Genomic DNA, 17,441 nt, shown 5'->3' on the forward strand with positions numbered 1-17,441 from the left:
TGACTATTTTTTAGTTCTTACTCCCTGTTTTATTTATTCTTTTGAGCGGTTTTCAATCCTTTTTTCATTGCTTCGTCAAATTCAGTATTCGGGTATTTTTTAATACCTGCTTCAAAATACCTGATAGCATTTTTATAGTCTTTATGTTTTAAATAAAACTGTCCGAATCTGTTCTGCCAATATGCTGAAGCATATCTTTGTGTTGACAGAACATCTTTAAACTCCTCCATAAAAAAGCTAAAGTATTCGAAATTATCCCTGTTCCAGGCCAGCCATATCAATCTGTTTTTAGTACTATTATCAATCTTGCCTTCTCCTCCAAAACGCTTTGCTCTTTCTTTGAAATACGATTTTAAATACGGTATTCCACCGGCATCTACATAGGCCCGAATAGTTTCAAAGATCAACGAAGGATAATTATGGTAATAGTATTTAATCCCTTTATACATGGCTAAATAAGGTAGTGATTGATGAACTTCATCATCAAGCAGTTCATATTTCCAGATTAAGTTTTTGGGACTGTTCTTTTTTAAGGCATCATTAAAAGTATCTGAAGAAGAGATATTATAAATATCCTTTCTGGAGTTTGCCATATATAAATAGATCTCTTTATCGCAGTTGAATCCTTTTACAGTTTCTTCGGAAGCATAACCTCCATTTGACGCTATAGCTCCGGAGAACAAGTCTTTTTCCTTTAATATCATTTCACTGACGTAGTATGCTCCTGCTTCCCATCCAAAAATTATACGTTCCCCGGTGGTCCTGTAATTGGAATCTATAAATGGTATTACTTCATTTTTAATAAAAGAGGTAAATTTTGTGCTTTCATCACCAAATAAAGTATATCGTAATTCACGGCTGCTGTTAATCCCAACCACGATCATTTCCGGAATTTCGGCCGGAGCTATGGTAGATCTTTGAATAGCAACTCCGTTGGTAAAAAACCTTTGTCCGTCTAAGATATACAGTACCGGATAATTTTCTTTCGAACTCTCATAACTGTCAGGAAGGTATATTTGTATATCTCTGTCCTGGTTTAAGATCTTGGAATTGATTGAAAAATTGGTTCCGATACTAACTTCAGAACCTTTAGTTTGGGAAAATAATCCTGATACAGAAAATACTAATAAAATCAGTGAGAAGGTTGTTTTCATATTTGTTAGGTTTAAAGAGAAACTAAAATATAAAAACAAGCCTCTACTTATTAAAATTCTGCTTTTTTACCATTTCTTTAACTACCGGAGTCTATAGATCTTAATTTATTCATCAAACAGGTCCCTGACAACCAGATCCTGTGCAATGTGGATAATGATCACGGGGAAAACAGAATCAAAAATTATATAAAATATCCCGAAAAACAGTCCAAGTATGGTTGGCCTTATGACCTCTTTCCCAAGATATATATGTCCGAGTCCGAACATTATAGTTGTTATCAATAAAATATGAATTAAAGACAGGCCTGGGAAAATTACCCCTAATGCATAAAAGAAGTATCCTCTATACAATATCTCCTCGGTTATACCGGCTGTAACCGAGACATAGTCCCACAAACGTTTTTCTTCCCGGGTTATCGGTAAAAACGATTTAAAATGGGCAGGGATACTTTTTGTGGCTCTTGCCCTGCTGTTCTTATTGTATTTAAAAATTATAATTGAGTAGATATTGTATATCAGGTAAAGACAATAAAATGCTATTGTAGGAAATACGATCCATTTGCCGGCTGAAGCTGCCTCAATATCAATCCATTTAATCCCGATACTTTCCAGTGGTATATCAGAGATAGCCATCAGTATAAATATCAGGAATATCGGTATCCAGGACCAAAATACGGTTGCCCGGTAAAATTCAATTTTTCTGCGGCTATTTCCATCAGCAATACTCTTTTTGAGCTTTTTTACTTCAAAATAGCCGGAAACAGGAAGGTAAACAGCTACTATAAGTACCAGTATGATAAAAAATATAAGGAAAATAGTATGTTCCATTTTTTTAAGATTAAGTTATAAAGATATCTGTTAATTTATAGTTTTACCGTGATTCTCTTTTCTTTTGACCGGGACTTTATGGTTTCCATAAACTGGCGAGGCAATTCCGTTTTGCCGGGCTTGTGTTTCTCAATTCGTGATGATCCTTAAAAAGGGTCGTTGTTCATCAAAAGATTGCACTACATAAACCATGAACAAACCAAAAACTTCAATGCGAATTGCCGTAACGATATGTGTTATAGGAGCGGTACGACTCTAGTTGGTGATTTCAAAGGGTATGATAGCGTTGCCTATCTTATAACCGTCATCGATTTATTTTTATTGAGTATAAGTAGGATTATACTTTAATATAAATAAGAATTAATTTTATACATATTGTATTATTATTTCTATTTTTTTGTATATTGTTTCTCTAATCCTTAATTCTAAATAATTATGTTAAAAAACATTTTAAATCAAGAAGGTGTCAAAAAATTGAACCAAAAACAACTACAAAGTATAAATGGAGGGGTGGGATTTACGGTTACATGTACTTTTTCTGATGGAACATCTTGGTCAGGGCACACCCATGATTTTTTTGCGGCACAAGACATGGTTAACCATTGCTCAACTTCCGGTGGAGATTCATCGTATCATGCGCATCTTTTCGATTTTATAGATGATATTCACGATCATTAAACTATTATGGACTAAAAAAGCGGGACATCCCTCTTTTTTAAATTTTAACAACGGAGGCTAATGCCTGGCATTTTTTATGAAGTTACATTCTGGATGAATCAAAATGGTGTATTGCTGTTGGTAGGTTCTGATATGGGCCCGATAAATGATACGACCATTGATGAATTACACAAAGAATTGGAAATGATGGTAAAATCAGGGCTTTCCACATTAGATGCTCTAAAAACAGCCACTTTTAATCCGTCAAAGTTTTTAAATATAGATAAGGAATACGGTTCGATAGAAGTTAATAAAAAAGCTAATCTCGTTATCCTGAACAGCAATCCGCTGGAAGATATATCCAACACAAGAGACATCAGTTTTGTATTAAAGGATGGTGAGTTATTTAAAGCATCGTAATGTTTGCAGAATGGAATAGAGAAAATATTCATTATTATCTATGAAAAACACCGGACTATCTATATAGTCATGAAAATTAATGTTATTTAGCTTACTTTCGTTTTTTATAGACATCACATGCAAAGAAGTTATTTAGCAATATTATTACATGGCTTTTTATGGCTACTTGCATTTCTATATCCCCTATTTTCATTAGATGATATTTCTAATGTACAATATATCATTAATAGGAACTGGCTGTCTGTTACAAGTGTTTTTCTTGTTTTTTACATCAATTATTTTGTTTTAGTAAATGCGTATTTTTTCAAAAGAAAAAAGCTTCAGTTTTATATTATAAATGTTTTATTGATTGCTGTACTTTTTTTTCTGATACAATATTTCCTGACATGGAATGCCTTTAATCCTTCAATAAACGGAATAAGAACAAGAGAAGTAAGAAGTGGTCAAATGTCTTCCATTCAACTCATTTTGCCAATGATCTTAAGTGTTGGGATGTGTGTCGGATTAAAGATCAACAAAAAGTTGAATAAAAATCAATTGGCACTGCAGCAGGTGAAACAAGCGCAGTTGAGTGCAGAAATTAAATATTTAAAATATCAGGTCCAACCTCATTTCCTTTTCAATACACTAAACAATATTTACGCTTTGGTTGATAGCTCTCCTGAAATTGCCAAAGAATCGATTCACGATTTAAGCAAAATGATGCGTTATTTACTGCATGATTCTTCAACAAATAAAGTTCCTTTAGCTAAAGAAATTGAATTCTTAGAACGTTACATCGACTTAATGCAACTAAGAATATCCTCCAGCCTTACATTAGAAAAAAGCTTTCCCGTTATTAATCGACCTATCAAAATAGCGCCATTAACATTAATATCCTTTATTGAAAATGCCTTTAAGCATGGTATTGATGCCGTGCAGGACAGTTTTATAAAAATTGAACTGAAGATAGACAATGATGAGATACAATATTCGGTTATTAACTCATCATTTCCTGAAAAAGAAAAAGTAACCAATTCCGGAATTGGATTAAAAAACCTGAAAAAACGATTAGAACTATTATACCCAAACAAATTTGAGTTGTTTACTAAAGAAGAAAACAACATATTTAAGGCTACATTAATACTAAACTTTAAAGAATGACGCTATCGTGTATTTTGATTGATGATGAACCTTTGGCTCTTGATTTAATGGAAGGTTATGTAAAATCTACTCCTTTTTTAAAATTAGTAGCAAAATGTAACAATGCAATTACCGCTATTGAGATTTTAGAAAAAGAAACTGTTGATTTAGTTTTTACGGATATTCAAATGCCTAATTTATCGGGAATTGAATTCTCAAAGATCATTTTGGATAAAGGGATCAAAATAATTTTTACAACAGCATTTGAAGAATTTGCATTAGAAGGTTATAAAGTAAATGCTATTGATTATTTGGTTAAACCAATTAACTATCCCGAGTTTTTTTCGGCAGCGAATAAAGCCAGACAACAAATCACAACTAGCTCTTCACACACAGACACTACAAACTATACAGATGACTATATCTTTGTGAAATCGGAATATAAGTTAATAAAAGTAGAGCTAAAAGATCTGATCTATGTAGAAGGTCTAAAAGACTATTTAAAACTTTATACAGTCAATTCAGAAAAACCAATCCTCACTTTAAAGACTATGAAATCTTTGGACGAGGAGTTATCCGGTAAAAATTTTATGCGGGTGCATCAATCATATATGGTCAACTTAAAAAAAATAACAACCATAGAACGCAACAGAATTGTCTTTGGAGATAAGTACATTCCTATATCTGAAAAATATAAAGAGAGCTTTCAGAAATTTATCGATGCAAGTTTTTTAAAATAGATAAAATCTTCCGGAACGTCTATAACACAGATGAGAGTGTCTATTTCATTTGAACCGGACACCCCTTTTATTCAAATTTGATGTATTAATAATTTATAGTAAACACTTTAATAAACAAATACATTAAGATGAATACATTTCAAAAATCCAAAATCATTCTTATCGGTCTTTTCTTTCTGACTACTGTTGCTAAATCTCAAACCATTAATGAAAAGATTGACGAAGTGATGCAAAGATATACCAAGCTCGATCAATTTTCAGGAACAGTTTTATTAGCTAAAGATGGCGAAATACTTTACTCAAAGGCCTTTGGAGATGCCAACAAAAGCTTTGGTATTAAAAACAAGGTAGACACCAAATTTAACATTGCTTCTATGGGTAAGATGTTTACCGGCGTTGCTATTTTTCAATTGCAGGAAAGAGGGAAACTGGATATTAATGCTCCTGTGATTAAGTATTTAAAGAATTTCCCTTTGGGTGATAAAATCACGATTTATCATTTACTTTCTCATACTTCCGGTTTGGGGAGTTATATGCGGCATCCCGATTACAGAGCCGATAGAAATGCATTCAAAAAAATAGATGATCTGTTACCTCTTATTTATGAAGAAGAATTACAGTTTGACACCCCGGGAGAGCGATTCTCATACTCAAATTCCGGAATGATCATTCTAGGAGCGATTATCGAAAAATTAACTGGCCAATCTTACTCAGATTATATCACAAAAAATATATTCGAACCCGCTAAAATGTATGATACCGAAATGAGATGTGGAGATGAAGTAGTTCAAAATCGCGCCACAGGCTATATGAGATCTATCTCAGGTAAATTCCATAATAATTATTCTAAAAGCAGTCCTCCTTCCTCAGATGGAGGAATCCTGTCAACTATCGGGGATATTTTAAAATTTGACCAGGCACTATATAGCTCTATCTTAATAAATAATACCTCAAAAGAAAAAATGTTCACTGCATTAAAAGTAACCTATGGGTTGGCTTTTCAGGTAGAAGAAAGGCAGGGAAATAAAGTAGTTGGCCATAGTGGAGGTGCCCCCGGAATATCAACTTATTTTTCAAGGTATTTAAAAGATAAATACACTATCATAGTGCTTTCAAATTATGATAGAATAGCAAGGAATGTTGCACATTATATAGAATATATCGTGTATGGTAAAAAGTATAAGTTACCAAGACCAACGTTCAATCAGTTTGTTTATGCTAATATGGATAATATAGATACTTTAGGTACATTAGAGGATATTAACGATTTTATAAAGAAGGATTATTCAATCAATCACCCACAGTATTTAAACATTGCAGCATATGAATTTATGAATGAAGGGGAAGTGCATTTTGCCATTAAGCTATTCAAATTGAATGTACAATTATTTTCTAAAGAGGCCAATGTATATGATAGTTTGGGAGAGGCATACGAGAAAAATGAACAATATGATTTAGCTCTTAAAAACTATGAAAAAGCCGTAGAAGTAGCTACAGAGCATTCACATAGATCACTAAACTCTTTTAAAGCTACATTAGAAAGGTTTAAGGAAAAGGTTAATGTAATTAAAACCATAAAATGAAAAACAAATTAATTTATTTATCTATAATTGGATTAGCTTTTATTCTACAAAGCTGTAAAACTCGTAATTCTTATTTTGGGCAGGATCCACCAGGTACCTTACCGGAGTTATTTGCCCCATCCCTGGTTAATACAGATGCCATAGAAATTAATGCGGTATACAATGCTTCTTTTACGGAACTGTTTTTCACAAGGATTATAGATGACAGATTTGTAATACATCATTCTGAATTAATTGATGGCAACTGGACTAAACCACAACCAATTCAAATGTATGAAGATCAAAAAAATGCTTCGGTAGCAATAGATCCGTCAATTACTCAAGATGGTAATACAATGTATTTTTTAGGAATTAACCCGGTAGATCGTTCTAAGGGTTCAAAACCGGATATATACAGAAGTCAGAAAATAGATGGCAAATGGCAAATAGCTGAGAAGGTTGGATATCCGATTTCAACTGAAGAATATGCAGAATCCTATCCTGTTGTTGTTGCAGATGGTAGTATTTATTTCACCTCCGATCGTCCTGAGAGCATCGGTAAACGAGATATTTTCAGAGCTCAGTATTTAGGAGAAGGAAAGTTTGATACGCCGGTGAATATCGGAACGGAAATAAATTCAAAAGAAAATCAACGAAGTACTTATGTTTCACCTGATGAGAGTTTTTTGATTACGGGGAATACCTATACTAAAGAAGGTGGATTTGCAATATCATTTAAAAAAGATAACAAATGGCAAACACCGGTTTATTTTGATCTGGGGGAACCATTGGAAAAAAACTGGATCTATTTCTGTCCTTATATGTCGCCGGATAATAAGTATTTTTTCTTTTCAAAAAGATATAGTGATCCTGTAGGTAGTGGATGGAAAGGTGCTGTTAAAGGAGAAGTTTATTGGGTTGATATTCATGACATTTTGAAGAGCAAAAGAAACTAATGGAATTTTATTTCTTTTTTTATCGATATAGTATTTTTCAGCAAGTCCATTGCATATAGATCCTATTTCTTTTTGCACGTCCCCGCATTTAAAAACAAACTCTTTTTTATCGTATTCTTTAACGGTTAAACCGGAATCTGATAGCGCATTTTTTAATAAAAGCACCGGAACACGTTACAATTTCACTTTAAAGAATGGTTTGGTAACCGGTGTTAGTTTTCGAGAATAGAAGGCAAAAAATTGAGGAATAAAAACAATAGTAGTTAATTCATAATTCAAAAGATTGCATTAAAAATTCAACACTCAACATTCCAGGATTATCTATATGATCCTGGAAAAGGGTCGTTTAAATGATGCTAAACCAGGTTGGTTTTCTTTTCCAGATCTATAGTGTCATGCTCTATTGCTATTTCCCGAATCACATCCAACAGATCCTGTACCTGCCTGGAAGCAGATAGATCAACCATATCGTTTCTAACATGATAAGTTCCTAAATAATGAACTGTTTTTAGAGCATCATAATAATCCTTTATTTCTCTATTGTTTAATAACTCGAACAACTCTTTTTGAGCAGCTGTAAGTTGTATATGATCATTATTCACACTCATTTGTTCATGTAGTTCTGATTCAAAACTTGTCATATATGACATTAATTACTACAAATATAAAGCTTTTCTTGACTTGTCAAATATGACAAGTATGAATAAGTCAGAAGTTTTAAAAATTATAGGGTTAAATATTAAGAGAATCAGGCAGGAAAAAGGGTTAACTCAGGTTGATCTGGTAGGTAAAATTGAAGCTCAAATCGATACCACCAATATTTCCAGGATTGAAAAAGGAAGAACCAATGCCACCATCCATACTTTGTTTAGAATTAGTCAGGCTTTAGAAGTCCCTTTGTCTGAGATTTGTAAAGTGGATTAGTAAATGTAATGATGTTGAGAGCATTAATTTTAATACCCATTTTTCTAATTTTTGGATGTAAAAGCCAATGGATACATCATAATGAAAAATTCACTAAAAGATTAGATAAGTCTGCAAGATTAGTCCAGCAAAAGGATAGTATTATCAGAGAGAATTATTTTTTAAAACTTAAGCTATACCAAGATAAAACTAACAGTATCTTAACTGTGCAATATCGATTTGATTCTATTATGGATATACAAAGTAAATTTTACTTTAAAGATTCTATTTTGATTAAATATGAATCAAAAGGTGTAGAAGCTCTTTTGTATAAAAGTAGTAGAAAAAAAGAACAGCCTTATGCTAAGTTAATAGATCAAGTAGCGTATGTAAATCAAAAAAATAAAGGAGTCTTAAAAGAAAGGGAAATTGGGCTTTTTAATTACTCCAAATTAGATGAAACATATCGTAAATTAGAAAAAGTCAACTACGCTACTAAAGATCTTGATTCATTATATTATCATAAATTAATACGAGAATATACAGACATCATCGAAGAACATTTTAAAAAATAAGTAGATTATCTCACTTCACTCGGTAATCGTGTAATAACACTGTTACTCATATCATTATGATTATTAAAGATTTGTTATCTTAGAGCTATAACAGATATATAGTTAATATTAACCATATACAATTGTTAGCCACAATTTGGTGCTAAATAATATTGGCAAAAATGACCTTTTACGAAACCGAAATAAATCGAATTAAAAAGATTTGCTTTTCAAATGATAAACAGTTGGAAACTGTGATATCTTTAAGAAATTTTATTGATAATAATTTCGAGAAAGAGATCAATTTAAAGTTTCTGTCCCACACTCTCCTTACATCAAAATATCATTTACTACGGCTTTTTAAAAGATACTACGGGATAACGCCTAAACAATATTTAACCATCAGGCGACTTGAAAAATCAAAAGAATACTTAAAAAAAGGCATGAGTGTATCAGAAGTCTGTTATAATGTAGGATTTAATACACATAGCTCATTTAGTACATTGTTTAAAAATAAAATCGGACTCACCCCAACTGAATTTCAAAAAAAGCAACTTTCACAAAACCACTCTCGTTAATATTCAATTACTTGCACAAATAAATCAAGTAAATTAAAAAAAATGAAAGTTCAAGGTATAGGTATCCCTGTTTTAGATCAGGACAGAGCGCTGAAATTTTATACGGAAAAACTGGGTTTTGTGAAAAAACACGATGTGCCAGTAAGTGAAGGTAACAGATGGCTAACAGTGGTAGCCAAAGAAGACCAGGAAGGGCCGGAGGTACTGCTCGAGCCAGCGCCAAACAATTTTGAACCTGCCAAAATATATCAAAAAGCGCTCAAGGATGCAGGCATACCTTACACACAATTCAACGTCAACAACGTCCAGGAGGAATACGAAAGGCTTGTGGATCTCAATGTGACATTTAGTGTAAAACCAACTGTAATGGGAACTGTAAAAATTGCAGTGTTTGACGACACCTGCGGAAATTATATTCAAATTATAGAAACACTTTAAAATCCAGGCAAGAAAATGAAAAGAAATATTCCAATACTAATATTATTGCTATTCGCATTGAGTTGTTCACAACATAAAGAAAACCATGAAACCAACGAAGAAATAAATGCATTACGAGCTGAATTGGATAGCATAAAAAAATTAAGATCGTCAAATGATATGGAAGGACAGATCACAACATTTTTGACATTTCAAAAAGAAGATGCTGAACAGGCAATGAATTTTTATGTAGAGCTGTTTAGTAATTCCAAAATTATTGACCTGCAACGATGGGGAAAGGAAGGACCGGCAAAAGAAGGAACGATAATGCTCGCCACATTTAGCCTCAACGGGAAACTATTTAAGTGCTCTGACAGTCCACCAGTTCATGATTGGGACTTTACCCCGGCTGTTTCAAATTATGTGGAATGTACAGACGAAAATGAACTACAACGGTTATTCGCAAATCTATCAGAAAACGGGGCAGTTATGCTGCCGCCTGATAATTATGGTTGGAGTCAGAAATTTGCTTTTGTTCAAGACCGGTTTGGCGTGTCCTGGCAGTTGAATTTACAATAAAAAAGCCGGCAGCTAACAATAGCAATAATTCATTGTACACAAGCTAAAAATCATACTATAATTGAAATGCAGGATGAAATAAATATCAGAAACGCAACCAAAGCGGACTTTAATGCGATTTATCAATTTGTGAATGAATTAGAAGAAACTGTTTTCGGAATAGAAACCCAAAAAAAAGCGTTCGAACGGAATATTATAAATACAGATTTTATTTACCTGATTGCAGAACTGAACAGCAACCCGGTTGGATTTGTAAGCTGCCATTCTCAAAATCTTTTACACCATGGCGGACAAAAAATTGCGGAAATTCAGGAATTGTATGTGGATCCTAAAAATAGAAAAGCCGGAGTTGGGAAAAAATTGATTGACGAGCTAAAACGCATAGCTAAAAAGATGGATATCGAACAACTGGAAGTAACCTCAAACAAGAAAAGAACTGAAACCCATCGATTTTACCAAAGGGAAAACTTCATCAATTCTCACGAAAAATTTACATTTAAACTGAGATAAAATAACAAAACCGGCGAAAAAAGCCAGCGTACAACATAATGTTACATAAAGTTTTAAGGGTCTAATTTGCATTCTTAGAGATCAAAAAGGAAGTTTTTCAAGTAATCAAACGATTTTAGACTACTAATCATAATAACTGTTATTTCCTAAAATAAATGAAGATGGTACTTTAACTTATTTACCGAGAGGTACGACCAAGCTCCTTTAACCGAATAAGAAAACCCCATTCAAAAGATGAGCATTTTGCCTATAATTCTCGGTTAAAAAATTTGATCTCTTTCTCAGCACGAATTACAGCATTATATTATAAGTTTATAGATAATGTTCTATTATTCTCTTATAAATTATTGCATTTTAATGTCAGCAAGAATACATTGAAATATTGAGTTAATTAATGCAATTCAGATAGGCTATTTGACATTACATGATAAAAAAAGAGGTTACATTTTGTAGCCTCTAATCATCAACCAACCTTTTTCAATTAATGGAAGGTAGTATTAAATTAAAATGACCTATCAATAGTTATGTAAAGAAATACGGTCAATAATGTTATTAAGATCGAATGAAATTATTATGTACATATCTGCATCCTCTAAATCTAACGTCATGCCTCCTAAGGATCTGTTATCATAACTTGAAGGATAAATAGATGCTAAAGTGTTAATATTATTCCCTATTGCTATATTGTGGTTAGTAAAAGAATAGTTTGTTCCTGAAATTTGAAACGTTTCAACTTTATCATCTATAACGTACAATATCAAGCCATCATAATAATATTTTTGCGCCATTACATCTTGTATTTCAAAAAAATAGTCTTCAACAGTATCAGGTTGTCCTATATTTTGTGTTAATACCGAAATTTCATTACTAAAAACATTAACATTGTTAATTGTAATTTCATTTGAATTTATGGTATTATCTTGATTATCACCATTAGTTGATATTAAGTCTTGTTGAGCTATACCGATATGAGCATAGAACACTATACTTATTGTTAAAATTATATGTTTCATTTGTGATGTTTTTTAATTACAGTTATTATTAATGGAGTTAAAATTTGAATCAAACTGAGTTGTTATAAAATTTTCGGGGTCAAATTTTTGAGAGAAATTTGAATTAAATACTTGAATATGAATATGAGGCGTTACTTTTCTACCTTTAGGTGGGTTTGCATTTCCAGTATTTCCAGCCAAACCAATCACATCACCCATATTTACAGTATCACCAACTTCAACTAAAACTCTGTTTAAATGATTAAATTTTATATGCCGTGTTTCTCCGTTTTCAACAAATGTTATGACAACAAAATTGCCAAAAGAACCTTCTTCATACTTACCAGGTTCAAATGTATCTCTTATACTTGTTACCGTCCCTGTATGTGTTGCATAGGCATCATCATTTAAGCCTGCTTTTATATCTAATCCATCGTGCCTTTTTGAACGTTCTACACCATCACAAATACTATTTGCATTTGTTCTTGTACATCCAAATGTACCTCCTCTTTTCCCTGATGAGCCAGATGATACAATTTCTGGATTAGATACAGGATCTCCCATACATGGTAAATCTATACAATTACCATTCCCATCTGGTGTTGTCCCATCCGGGCATCCACAAAGCCCTGTTGCCGGGTCTTCGACTTGAGTAGGTGGACATTCACACTCATTTTGCTCATTTAATATCTTACCTCCCGTACAGTTTTGATTGTTATCTCCGGTATTACCTCCTGCACCTCCAGCACCATCAAATGGATCAGTCCATCCATCTATATCGCTACCTCCTCCATCGTCACAACCGGGATCTATACCTTCCGTACTGGATCCACCATGACAGGTATAACCAGTTATGACCTGAGTACACTCTAACGGCACATCACCATCATCTTGACTATCTGTACTGGTTCCGCCAAAACCATTCATATGTCCCCCATCTGTACCAATACATACACTTTCATAATTAGCAAAGCAAACAATATCGCCTCCACCACAATTACTACTAAAAGCAATTGTTTGATCATTAAAAGAAGGTGTGATTTGTGAAGTGTCTTCATTGGAAGTATCTTCATTTTCATGATCATCTAAATAGACTAATTGCTCTCCTTCTTCTAAAACAATATCACTTTCAACAGGTTTCACCCAGTATTGTATATCACCATCTTCTTTATGATAGCCTGCTAGCCATCCAATTAAACGGTTATCATCATTGAATAACGGAAATACAGTAGAAGTATTCGAGCTATCAATTACGTGTAAATTTTCAAAATTTATTTCCCCATATTCTTCTTCAAAGGTTTGCCAGACATCTTCTTCATTAGAATCTGAACTTTCTGTTGCTGAAGAGGTAATTTCATCTATCCCCCCTTCCTTATTAAATGGGTAAGGTGGTACTTGCTTAGCGGCTAAGCTTCGCCTTTGAAACTCTAAGGCAATAGGGTTGTTAATTACGGCCTCTTGGGCTGAGGTTTCGTTTAGATCGTTTTGTTCAGAATCATCATCAGTCTGACAGCTGAATGCAATAAGCAGTATCATTAATGCCAACGCACTCAAAAATGAAGCTCTTTCCATAATGCTTAAAAGTTTACGGTTTACAAAATTGAGTTATCAACCAGAAATTATTCAATGGAAATGTTTTTTAAAGACATCTATAGAGATTGGTTAGTTAACCCGAAAAACTAAAGTGAATATAAGTAATTATTTTCTAAAATAATAATAAAATACAATATAATATTGCAGAAAAACCTTAAATTTTATTTTAGAACAAATCTAAAACATGTAAGCTTTTTTAACTTTAACATTTTGGCAGATTTATTAGGATAGCTTGTAAAATTGTCTATTTTTTGTAGACACTTCCATAACCATCACTTCTCCCTTTTTATCTCCGCTCTGCTTTTACAAACTCCCTCATTCAAAATTTAACATTCAACATTCCAGTATTACTTGCATAACCCTGGAAAAGGGTCGCTGATAGATCATTTATGAATATTAAAGATTTGTTATCTGCAGGTATAACCAAAATTAACATCACATTAAACCTTTATATACTTTCATTGTCTAAATGAGAGCAAATAAACCTGAAATAACAATATCATAAAGTGATGGTGAATTTTAAATATTTCATAATTCCAATGGCACTGCTCCAATTCACATTAGGTTTTGGACAAACTGATGCCCAAAATAAGGCGACTTCTTCAAGTCCACTTGCTGAACAAAAGCAGTCACTGCTGGAAGCTCACAGCAATCTTATCAGAAAGAACAATTCCTTTTTGACAGCTAACCGCGAAAAGATATTCAGTACAGAATTAGAGCGCTTTAACTCAATTATTGATTCTTTGGAGCAAACCGTACAGAAATTGGTCAACAAATACGAAAGAAATTTTGAAGAAATAGGTTCTCCGATAATTGATAGCCTATCGACTGAAACAAAATTCAAACACAAACGATATCGGTTGTTGTATCCACAAAACTATTATCGTTTCTCAGGCTTTAATAAAAAAGCAGTCGTTTCCGGTGACTATTTTGAAAATGTAATGAAGGGCAGTTTTAACAGCCCATCCTTATTGCAGTTTAAAGAATATCGAAGATGTGTGAATTTTTATCTTGACATTCTTTCTGCTGGAGAATACAAGTTTTCACACCTTGAATATGTTCCTGTAAAGCGTTTGGACAACCGTTATGATGCCATAGTCGATTTGGACGCTCATCAGAGCGTTAAAGATTTTTTTATCAAGGAGCATTTTACTTCCAATATTTGGACCTATCGTGTCGAGGCTTTTGATTACGCTTTTGCGAAAGTTTTGGAAGATGTCAAAAATCAAGATTATATAAAGGAAATTAAGGATACCTACAAAATGGGTAAAGACAGAAGGAATGATGCCAGCGAAATAAAAGTTTACAAAACTGTAGATGGTATCACTCTTAATGCTCATATTTTTTATCCGAAAAATCACGATAAAAGTCAGGCAAAACCTGCGCATCTGTTTTTTCACGGTGGTGGTTGGGCGATTGGACTACCTGAATGGAGTTATGGCGCTTGTAAGGCTTCCACGGAAGAAGGAAGAGTAGCAATAACTTTTGATTATCGTCTTAGGAATATCCACGGTACAGATGTAAAAGCTTCGGTAAGTGATGCGCTAACTGCGATAGCTTGGGTAAGGGAAAATGCGAAGGAATTAGGCATTGACCCAAACAAGATTTTGGCGGACGGTTTTTCTGCAGGTGCGCATTTAGCTTTGGTTTCAGCTATGATTGAAAACCCTGAAGATTTTGGTGTGACGTCAAAATATAGTTCAAAACCTGATGCCATAATTTTGGGGTCCTGCCCATACAACATTGCAGGCAGAGATGTATACAACATCAATTACGACACAAGAACAATCTCACCACTTTATCTTATTGAGGAAAACCTTCCACCCATACTCGCCTTCCACGGTGAGGACGATGATATGGTCGAATTTTCTGAATTTGAAAAATTCAGGGATGCCATTCAAAAAACCAGGAATAGTTTCACTTCACGTTCATATGCCGGTGCAGGACATTTTTATTTTAGAGGAAGCTCTCAAAAGGATTCGGATGAAAGAAGAAGGCTTACTGAAGAATTTTTGCTGAAAAATGGTTTTAAAATGGAATAAAGCCTGCAGAGAACAATATGTATAAGTAATAGCGATTTAGGCGATAGAACGAAAGTATGAAAAGCCAGGGAAAGCTCCGCTTTCCCTGGCTTTTGTTAGGAGCCTTTGTTATCTGCTGGCTTTATCTTTCATCTAGTATAGCTGGCAATATATAATCAACTATCATCTTATCTGAATTGGCTTGAGATCCAGGATTGCCATATGCTGAAGTTGTAATGACAATAACAAAAGGAATATCTTTAAAAACTAAAATCCTATTACCTCCAGTACCGGTACAAAAAGATACTTCATAATCTTTATTATCTACTGTAAATATTCTATTCCAGAATAAATAACCATAATGCCAACCTTCTATTCCTCCATAGTCTTGCGATACTTGTTTGGCTAAGCTTTTTTCTACCCAGTTTTCAGTGAGAATTTGTTTGCCTTTCCATTTGCCTTTGTTTTTATATAGCTGTCCGTATTTAGCAAAATCTATAGCTCGTAGTTCCAGGCCTCCACCCATATATGCAATATTTTGAGGGGTATAAAGCCACTTATAATTGGTGATATCTAATGGAGTGAATAATTTTTTATCGGCATAAGAGACAAGTCCACCCGGAATCGATTTGTGCAAGATATCCCCTAGCAAATTAACTCCAGCCGTAAAATAATTATAATCTTTGCCTATTACTTTAGTTTTATGCATAGGTAAATCTAAAGTGAATTTCACCCAATTATTAGTAGCTTGCATTTTGTCTTCAGTCCCTGGGTTGTCGTCATTAGAATTATCATCACCCAAAAATCCGGAACTCATAGTTAAAAGCGATTTTAGCGTTACAGAATCTTTTTTAGCGCTATAATTTTCATATGCTTTTAAATCATAGAAATCTTTTAATAAAGCATTTTCGTTTTTTATAATTTCTTCTTCAATGGCAATCCCCATGATGGTAGAGGCAAATGATTTCCCTACCGACCTGGTATCGTGTAAGCTCTCTCTTGTTGAATCATTAAAATATTCTTCTATTAAGAGTTTACCATCTTTTATTACAACGATACCATTAATATCTTCAAATCTGCCTTCTGCAATTTTTCTATTGAGAGCTTCAATTTTATTTTTGTCAAAATTATCTTTAGAAACTTCAAAGCCGCTATTGGGTTGTATTTTCTGAACAGGAACTAAGTTCTCATCTATATTTATTTTAGGAACTTCTACAGCAATATTTCCTTTTGCCAAAAGAGGGCCCACTTTTAATACATCTTCGTTTAAATAGGATCTTACTTCGATACCTAACGTATGATTTCCTTCAGTAAATGCATCTAGCCCGCCATTAAATTTCATAAACCGTTGCCACATAAACCAGCCCCAAAAGCCTATTCGCTCTGGTGTTACTAATGGTATTACTTGTCTAAGCTGTTCTGTTTTTCGGGTTTTTGGTCCTGCTCCGGTGTTTAAGTTCTCTACATAAATTATTTTTCCATCTACCAAATATGAAAATTGAAAATTTCCTTTGCTTAATAATTCATCTTCAGATAGGCTTGGTGCTAATTCTTGAAGACTTTGTATCAGTGGTTTCTCCAAAGTAAAGACAATACTAAGGTAGTTGTCGTTATGTAAATTGAAGTTTTTCGAATAAGGTTCTGAGGAAATTTTAGCTTTTGTAAAATCTACTTCCGAAAAATATAAATTCTCTTTTTCGTTGGAGCCTGTGTTCTGTGATTGACTATTGTTCTTACAAGATATCAATAGACAGATAATAAGGGTAAATAAATAATTTGATTTCATAATTGTAATTTGATTTGATGAAAAATGTTATTTTAAGACACTGTTATTTTGATTAGTCTTTTTGGCAAA

General features: G+C 33.3%; 19 protein-coding genes. 13 read left to right on the top strand and 6 right to left on the bottom strand.

Annotated features, from left to right (window positions below):
- Positions 1–29 precede the first annotated feature (29 nt).
- Positions 30–1,154 carry an alpha/beta hydrolase-fold protein gene (locus tag GWK08_RS01450; protein WP_163605131.1) on the bottom strand — a complete coding sequence of 375 codons (1,125 nt, stop codon included), beginning with the start codon at positions 1,152–1,154 and terminating at the stop codon, positions 30–32.
- 105 nt (positions 1,155–1,259) lie between these two features.
- The gene (locus tag GWK08_RS01455) at positions 1,260–1,982 is read right to left on the bottom strand and encodes a CPBP family intramembrane glutamic endopeptidase (RefSeq protein ID WP_163605132.1); all 723 of its coding nucleotides are present in this window, start codon (positions 1,980–1,982) and stop codon (positions 1,260–1,262) included.
- Positions 1,983–2,417: 435 nt separating this feature from the next.
- Between GWK08_RS01455 and GWK08_RS01460 the strand changes: the two genes are divergently transcribed.
- The 6 genes from GWK08_RS01460 to GWK08_RS01485 all read left to right on the top strand — a co-directional run bounded on the left by GWK08_RS01460 (position 2,418) and on the right by GWK08_RS01485 (position 7,439).
- Entirely contained in the window at positions 2,418–2,660 is a 243-nt protein-coding gene (locus GWK08_RS01460; protein ID WP_163605133.1) for a hypothetical protein, read from the top strand.
- Positions 2,661–2,720: 60 nt separating this feature from the next.
- The gene (locus GWK08_RS01465) at positions 2,721–3,059 is read left to right on the top strand and encodes an amidohydrolase family protein (RefSeq protein WP_163605134.1); all 339 of its coding nucleotides are present in this window, start codon (positions 2,721–2,723) and stop codon (positions 3,057–3,059) included.
- Positions 3,060–3,176: 117 nt separating this feature from the next.
- Positions 3,177–4,202 carry a sensor histidine kinase gene (locus GWK08_RS01470; RefSeq protein ID WP_163605135.1) on the top strand — a complete coding sequence of 342 codons (1,026 nt, stop codon included), beginning with the start codon at positions 3,177–3,179 and terminating at the stop codon, positions 4,200–4,202.
- On the top strand, positions 4,199–4,921 hold the full coding sequence (locus GWK08_RS01475; RefSeq protein ID WP_163605136.1) for a LytR/AlgR family response regulator transcription factor: 723 nt from the start codon (positions 4,199–4,201) through the stop codon (positions 4,919–4,921). Before GWK08_RS01470 ends, GWK08_RS01475 begins: the two co-directional genes overlap by 4 nt.
- A 128-nt stretch (positions 4,922–5,049) precedes the next feature.
- Positions 5,050–6,504: a serine hydrolase gene (locus GWK08_RS01480; protein WP_163605137.1), complete on the top strand. Its 1,455-nt coding sequence runs from the start codon at positions 5,050–5,052 to the stop codon at positions 6,502–6,504.
- On the top strand, positions 6,501–7,439 hold the full coding sequence (locus GWK08_RS01485; protein WP_163605138.1) for a TolB-like translocation protein: 939 nt from the start codon (positions 6,501–6,503) through the stop codon (positions 7,437–7,439). The genes GWK08_RS01480 and GWK08_RS01485 overlap by 4 nt, the downstream gene beginning before the upstream one ends.
- 356 nt (positions 7,440–7,795) lie before the next feature.
- Here the strand turns inward: GWK08_RS01485 and GWK08_RS01490 are convergent, their stop codons facing one another.
- Entirely contained in the window at positions 7,796–8,047 is a 252-nt protein-coding gene (locus GWK08_RS01490; protein WP_163605139.1) for a hypothetical protein, read from the bottom strand.
- Between the two features lie 91 nt (positions 8,048–8,138).
- Here GWK08_RS01490 and GWK08_RS01495 point away from each other — a divergent pair, with 91 nt between their 5' ends.
- The 6 genes from GWK08_RS01495 (at position 8,139) to GWK08_RS01520 (ending at position 10,980) form a co-directional block, all read left to right on the top strand.
- Positions 8,139–8,363, top strand: coding sequence for a helix-turn-helix domain-containing protein (locus tag GWK08_RS01495; RefSeq protein WP_163605140.1), 225 nt, complete (start codon positions 8,139–8,141; stop codon positions 8,361–8,363).
- Positions 8,364–8,377: 14 nt separating this feature from the next.
- Positions 8,378–8,917, top strand: coding sequence for a hypothetical protein (locus GWK08_RS01500; RefSeq protein ID WP_163605141.1), 540 nt, complete (start codon positions 8,378–8,380; stop codon positions 8,915–8,917).
- A 161-nt stretch (positions 8,918–9,078) separates the two neighbouring features.
- Complete coding sequence (locus GWK08_RS19420) at positions 9,079–9,474, top strand: helix-turn-helix domain-containing protein (RefSeq protein WP_163605142.1); 396 nt, start codon at positions 9,079–9,081, stop codon at positions 9,472–9,474.
- Positions 9,475–9,516: 42 nt separating this feature from the next.
- Positions 9,517–9,912 (top strand): VOC family protein, encoded by a 396-nt coding sequence (locus tag GWK08_RS01510; RefSeq protein ID WP_163605143.1) that lies wholly within the window; start codon positions 9,517–9,519, stop codon positions 9,910–9,912.
- A gap of 15 nt (positions 9,913–9,927) precedes the next feature.
- A complete protein-coding gene (locus GWK08_RS01515) occupies positions 9,928–10,470 on the top strand; it encodes a VOC family protein (protein ID WP_239524845.1) in 543 nt (180 codons plus the stop codon).
- 66 nt (positions 10,471–10,536) lie between these two features.
- The gene (locus GWK08_RS01520) at positions 10,537–10,980 is read left to right on the top strand and encodes a GNAT family N-acetyltransferase (RefSeq protein ID WP_163605144.1); all 444 of its coding nucleotides are present in this window, start codon (positions 10,537–10,539) and stop codon (positions 10,978–10,980) included.
- A gap of 515 nt (positions 10,981–11,495) precedes the next feature.
- Here the strand turns inward: GWK08_RS01520 and GWK08_RS01525 are convergent.
- Positions 11,496–11,993 carry a hypothetical protein gene (locus GWK08_RS01525; RefSeq protein ID WP_163605145.1) on the bottom strand — a complete coding sequence of 166 codons (498 nt, stop codon included), beginning with the start codon at positions 11,991–11,993 and terminating at the stop codon, positions 11,496–11,498.
- Positions 11,994–12,005: 12 nt separating this feature from the next.
- Positions 12,006–13,544, bottom strand: coding sequence for a M23 family metallopeptidase (locus GWK08_RS01530; RefSeq protein WP_163605146.1), 1,539 nt, complete (start codon positions 13,542–13,544; stop codon positions 12,006–12,008).
- Positions 13,545–14,104: 560 nt separating this feature from the next.
- Between GWK08_RS01530 and GWK08_RS01535 the strand changes: the two genes are divergently transcribed.
- Positions 14,105–15,607, top strand: coding sequence for an alpha/beta hydrolase (locus tag GWK08_RS01535; RefSeq protein WP_163605147.1), 1,503 nt, complete (start codon positions 14,105–14,107; stop codon positions 15,605–15,607).
- Between the two features lie 121 nt (positions 15,608–15,728).
- Here the strand turns inward: GWK08_RS01535 and GWK08_RS01540 are convergent, their stop codons facing one another.
- Positions 15,729–17,372 carry a serine hydrolase domain-containing protein gene (locus GWK08_RS01540; RefSeq protein WP_163605148.1) on the bottom strand — a complete coding sequence of 548 codons (1,644 nt, stop codon included), beginning with the start codon at positions 17,370–17,372 and terminating at the stop codon, positions 15,729–15,731.
- Positions 17,373–17,441: the final 69 nt, after the last annotated feature.

The sequence above is a fragment of the Leptobacterium flavescens genome (assembly GCF_010671605.1).
GTDB classification, from domain to species: Bacteria; Bacteroidota; Bacteroidia; order Flavobacteriales; family Flavobacteriaceae; genus Leptobacterium; species Leptobacterium flavescens.

Coding starts and splice junctions, on each gene's coding strand:
- GWK08_RS01480 (WP_163605137.1), top strand. CDS start 5,050: ATGAATACATTTCAAAAATCCAAAATCATTCTTATCGGTCTTTTCTTT.
- GWK08_RS01520 (WP_163605144.1), top strand. CDS start 10,537: ATGCAGGATGAAATAAATATCAGAAACGCAACCAAAGCGGACTTTAAT.
- GWK08_RS01535 (WP_163605147.1), top strand. CDS start 14,105: ATGGCACTGCTCCAATTCACATTAGGTTTTGGACAAACTGATGCCCAA.
- GWK08_RS01450 (WP_163605131.1), bottom strand. CDS start 1,154: ATGAAAACAACCTTCTCACTGATTTTATTAGTATTTTCTGTATCAGGA.
- GWK08_RS01525 (WP_163605145.1), bottom strand. CDS start 11,993: ATGAAACATATAATTTTAACAATAAGTATAGTGTTCTATGCTCATATC.
- GWK08_RS01495 (WP_163605140.1), top strand. CDS start 8,139: ATGAATAAGTCAGAAGTTTTAAAAATTATAGGGTTAAATATTAAGAGA.
- GWK08_RS01465 (WP_163605134.1), top strand. CDS start 2,721: ATGCCTGGCATTTTTTATGAAGTTACATTCTGGATGAATCAAAATGGT.
- GWK08_RS01510 (WP_163605143.1), top strand. CDS start 9,517: ATGAAAGTTCAAGGTATAGGTATCCCTGTTTTAGATCAGGACAGAGCG.
- GWK08_RS01470 (WP_163605135.1), top strand. CDS start 3,177: ATGCAAAGAAGTTATTTAGCAATATTATTACATGGCTTTTTATGGCTA.
- GWK08_RS01490 (WP_163605139.1), bottom strand. CDS start 8,047: ATGAGTGTGAATAATGATCATATACAACTTACAGCTGCTCAAAAAGAG.
- GWK08_RS01455 (WP_163605132.1), bottom strand. CDS start 1,982: ATGGAACATACTATTTTCCTTATATTTTTTATCATACTGGTACTTATA.
- GWK08_RS01540 (WP_163605148.1), bottom strand. CDS start 17,372: ATGAAATCAAATTATTTATTTACCCTTATTATCTGTCTATTGATATCT.
- GWK08_RS01485 (WP_163605138.1), top strand. CDS start 6,501: ATGAAAAACAAATTAATTTATTTATCTATAATTGGATTAGCTTTTATT.
- GWK08_RS01475 (WP_163605136.1), top strand. CDS start 4,199: ATGACGCTATCGTGTATTTTGATTGATGATGAACCTTTGGCTCTTGAT.
- GWK08_RS01515 (WP_239524845.1), top strand. CDS start 9,928: ATGAAAAGAAATATTCCAATACTAATATTATTGCTATTCGCATTGAGT.
- GWK08_RS19420 (WP_163605142.1), top strand. CDS start 9,079: ATGACCTTTTACGAAACCGAAATAAATCGAATTAAAAAGATTTGCTTT.
- GWK08_RS01530 (WP_163605146.1), bottom strand. CDS start 13,544: ATGGAAAGAGCTTCATTTTTGAGTGCGTTGGCATTAATGATACTGCTT.
- GWK08_RS01460 (WP_163605133.1), top strand. CDS start 2,418: ATGTTAAAAAACATTTTAAATCAAGAAGGTGTCAAAAAATTGAACCAA.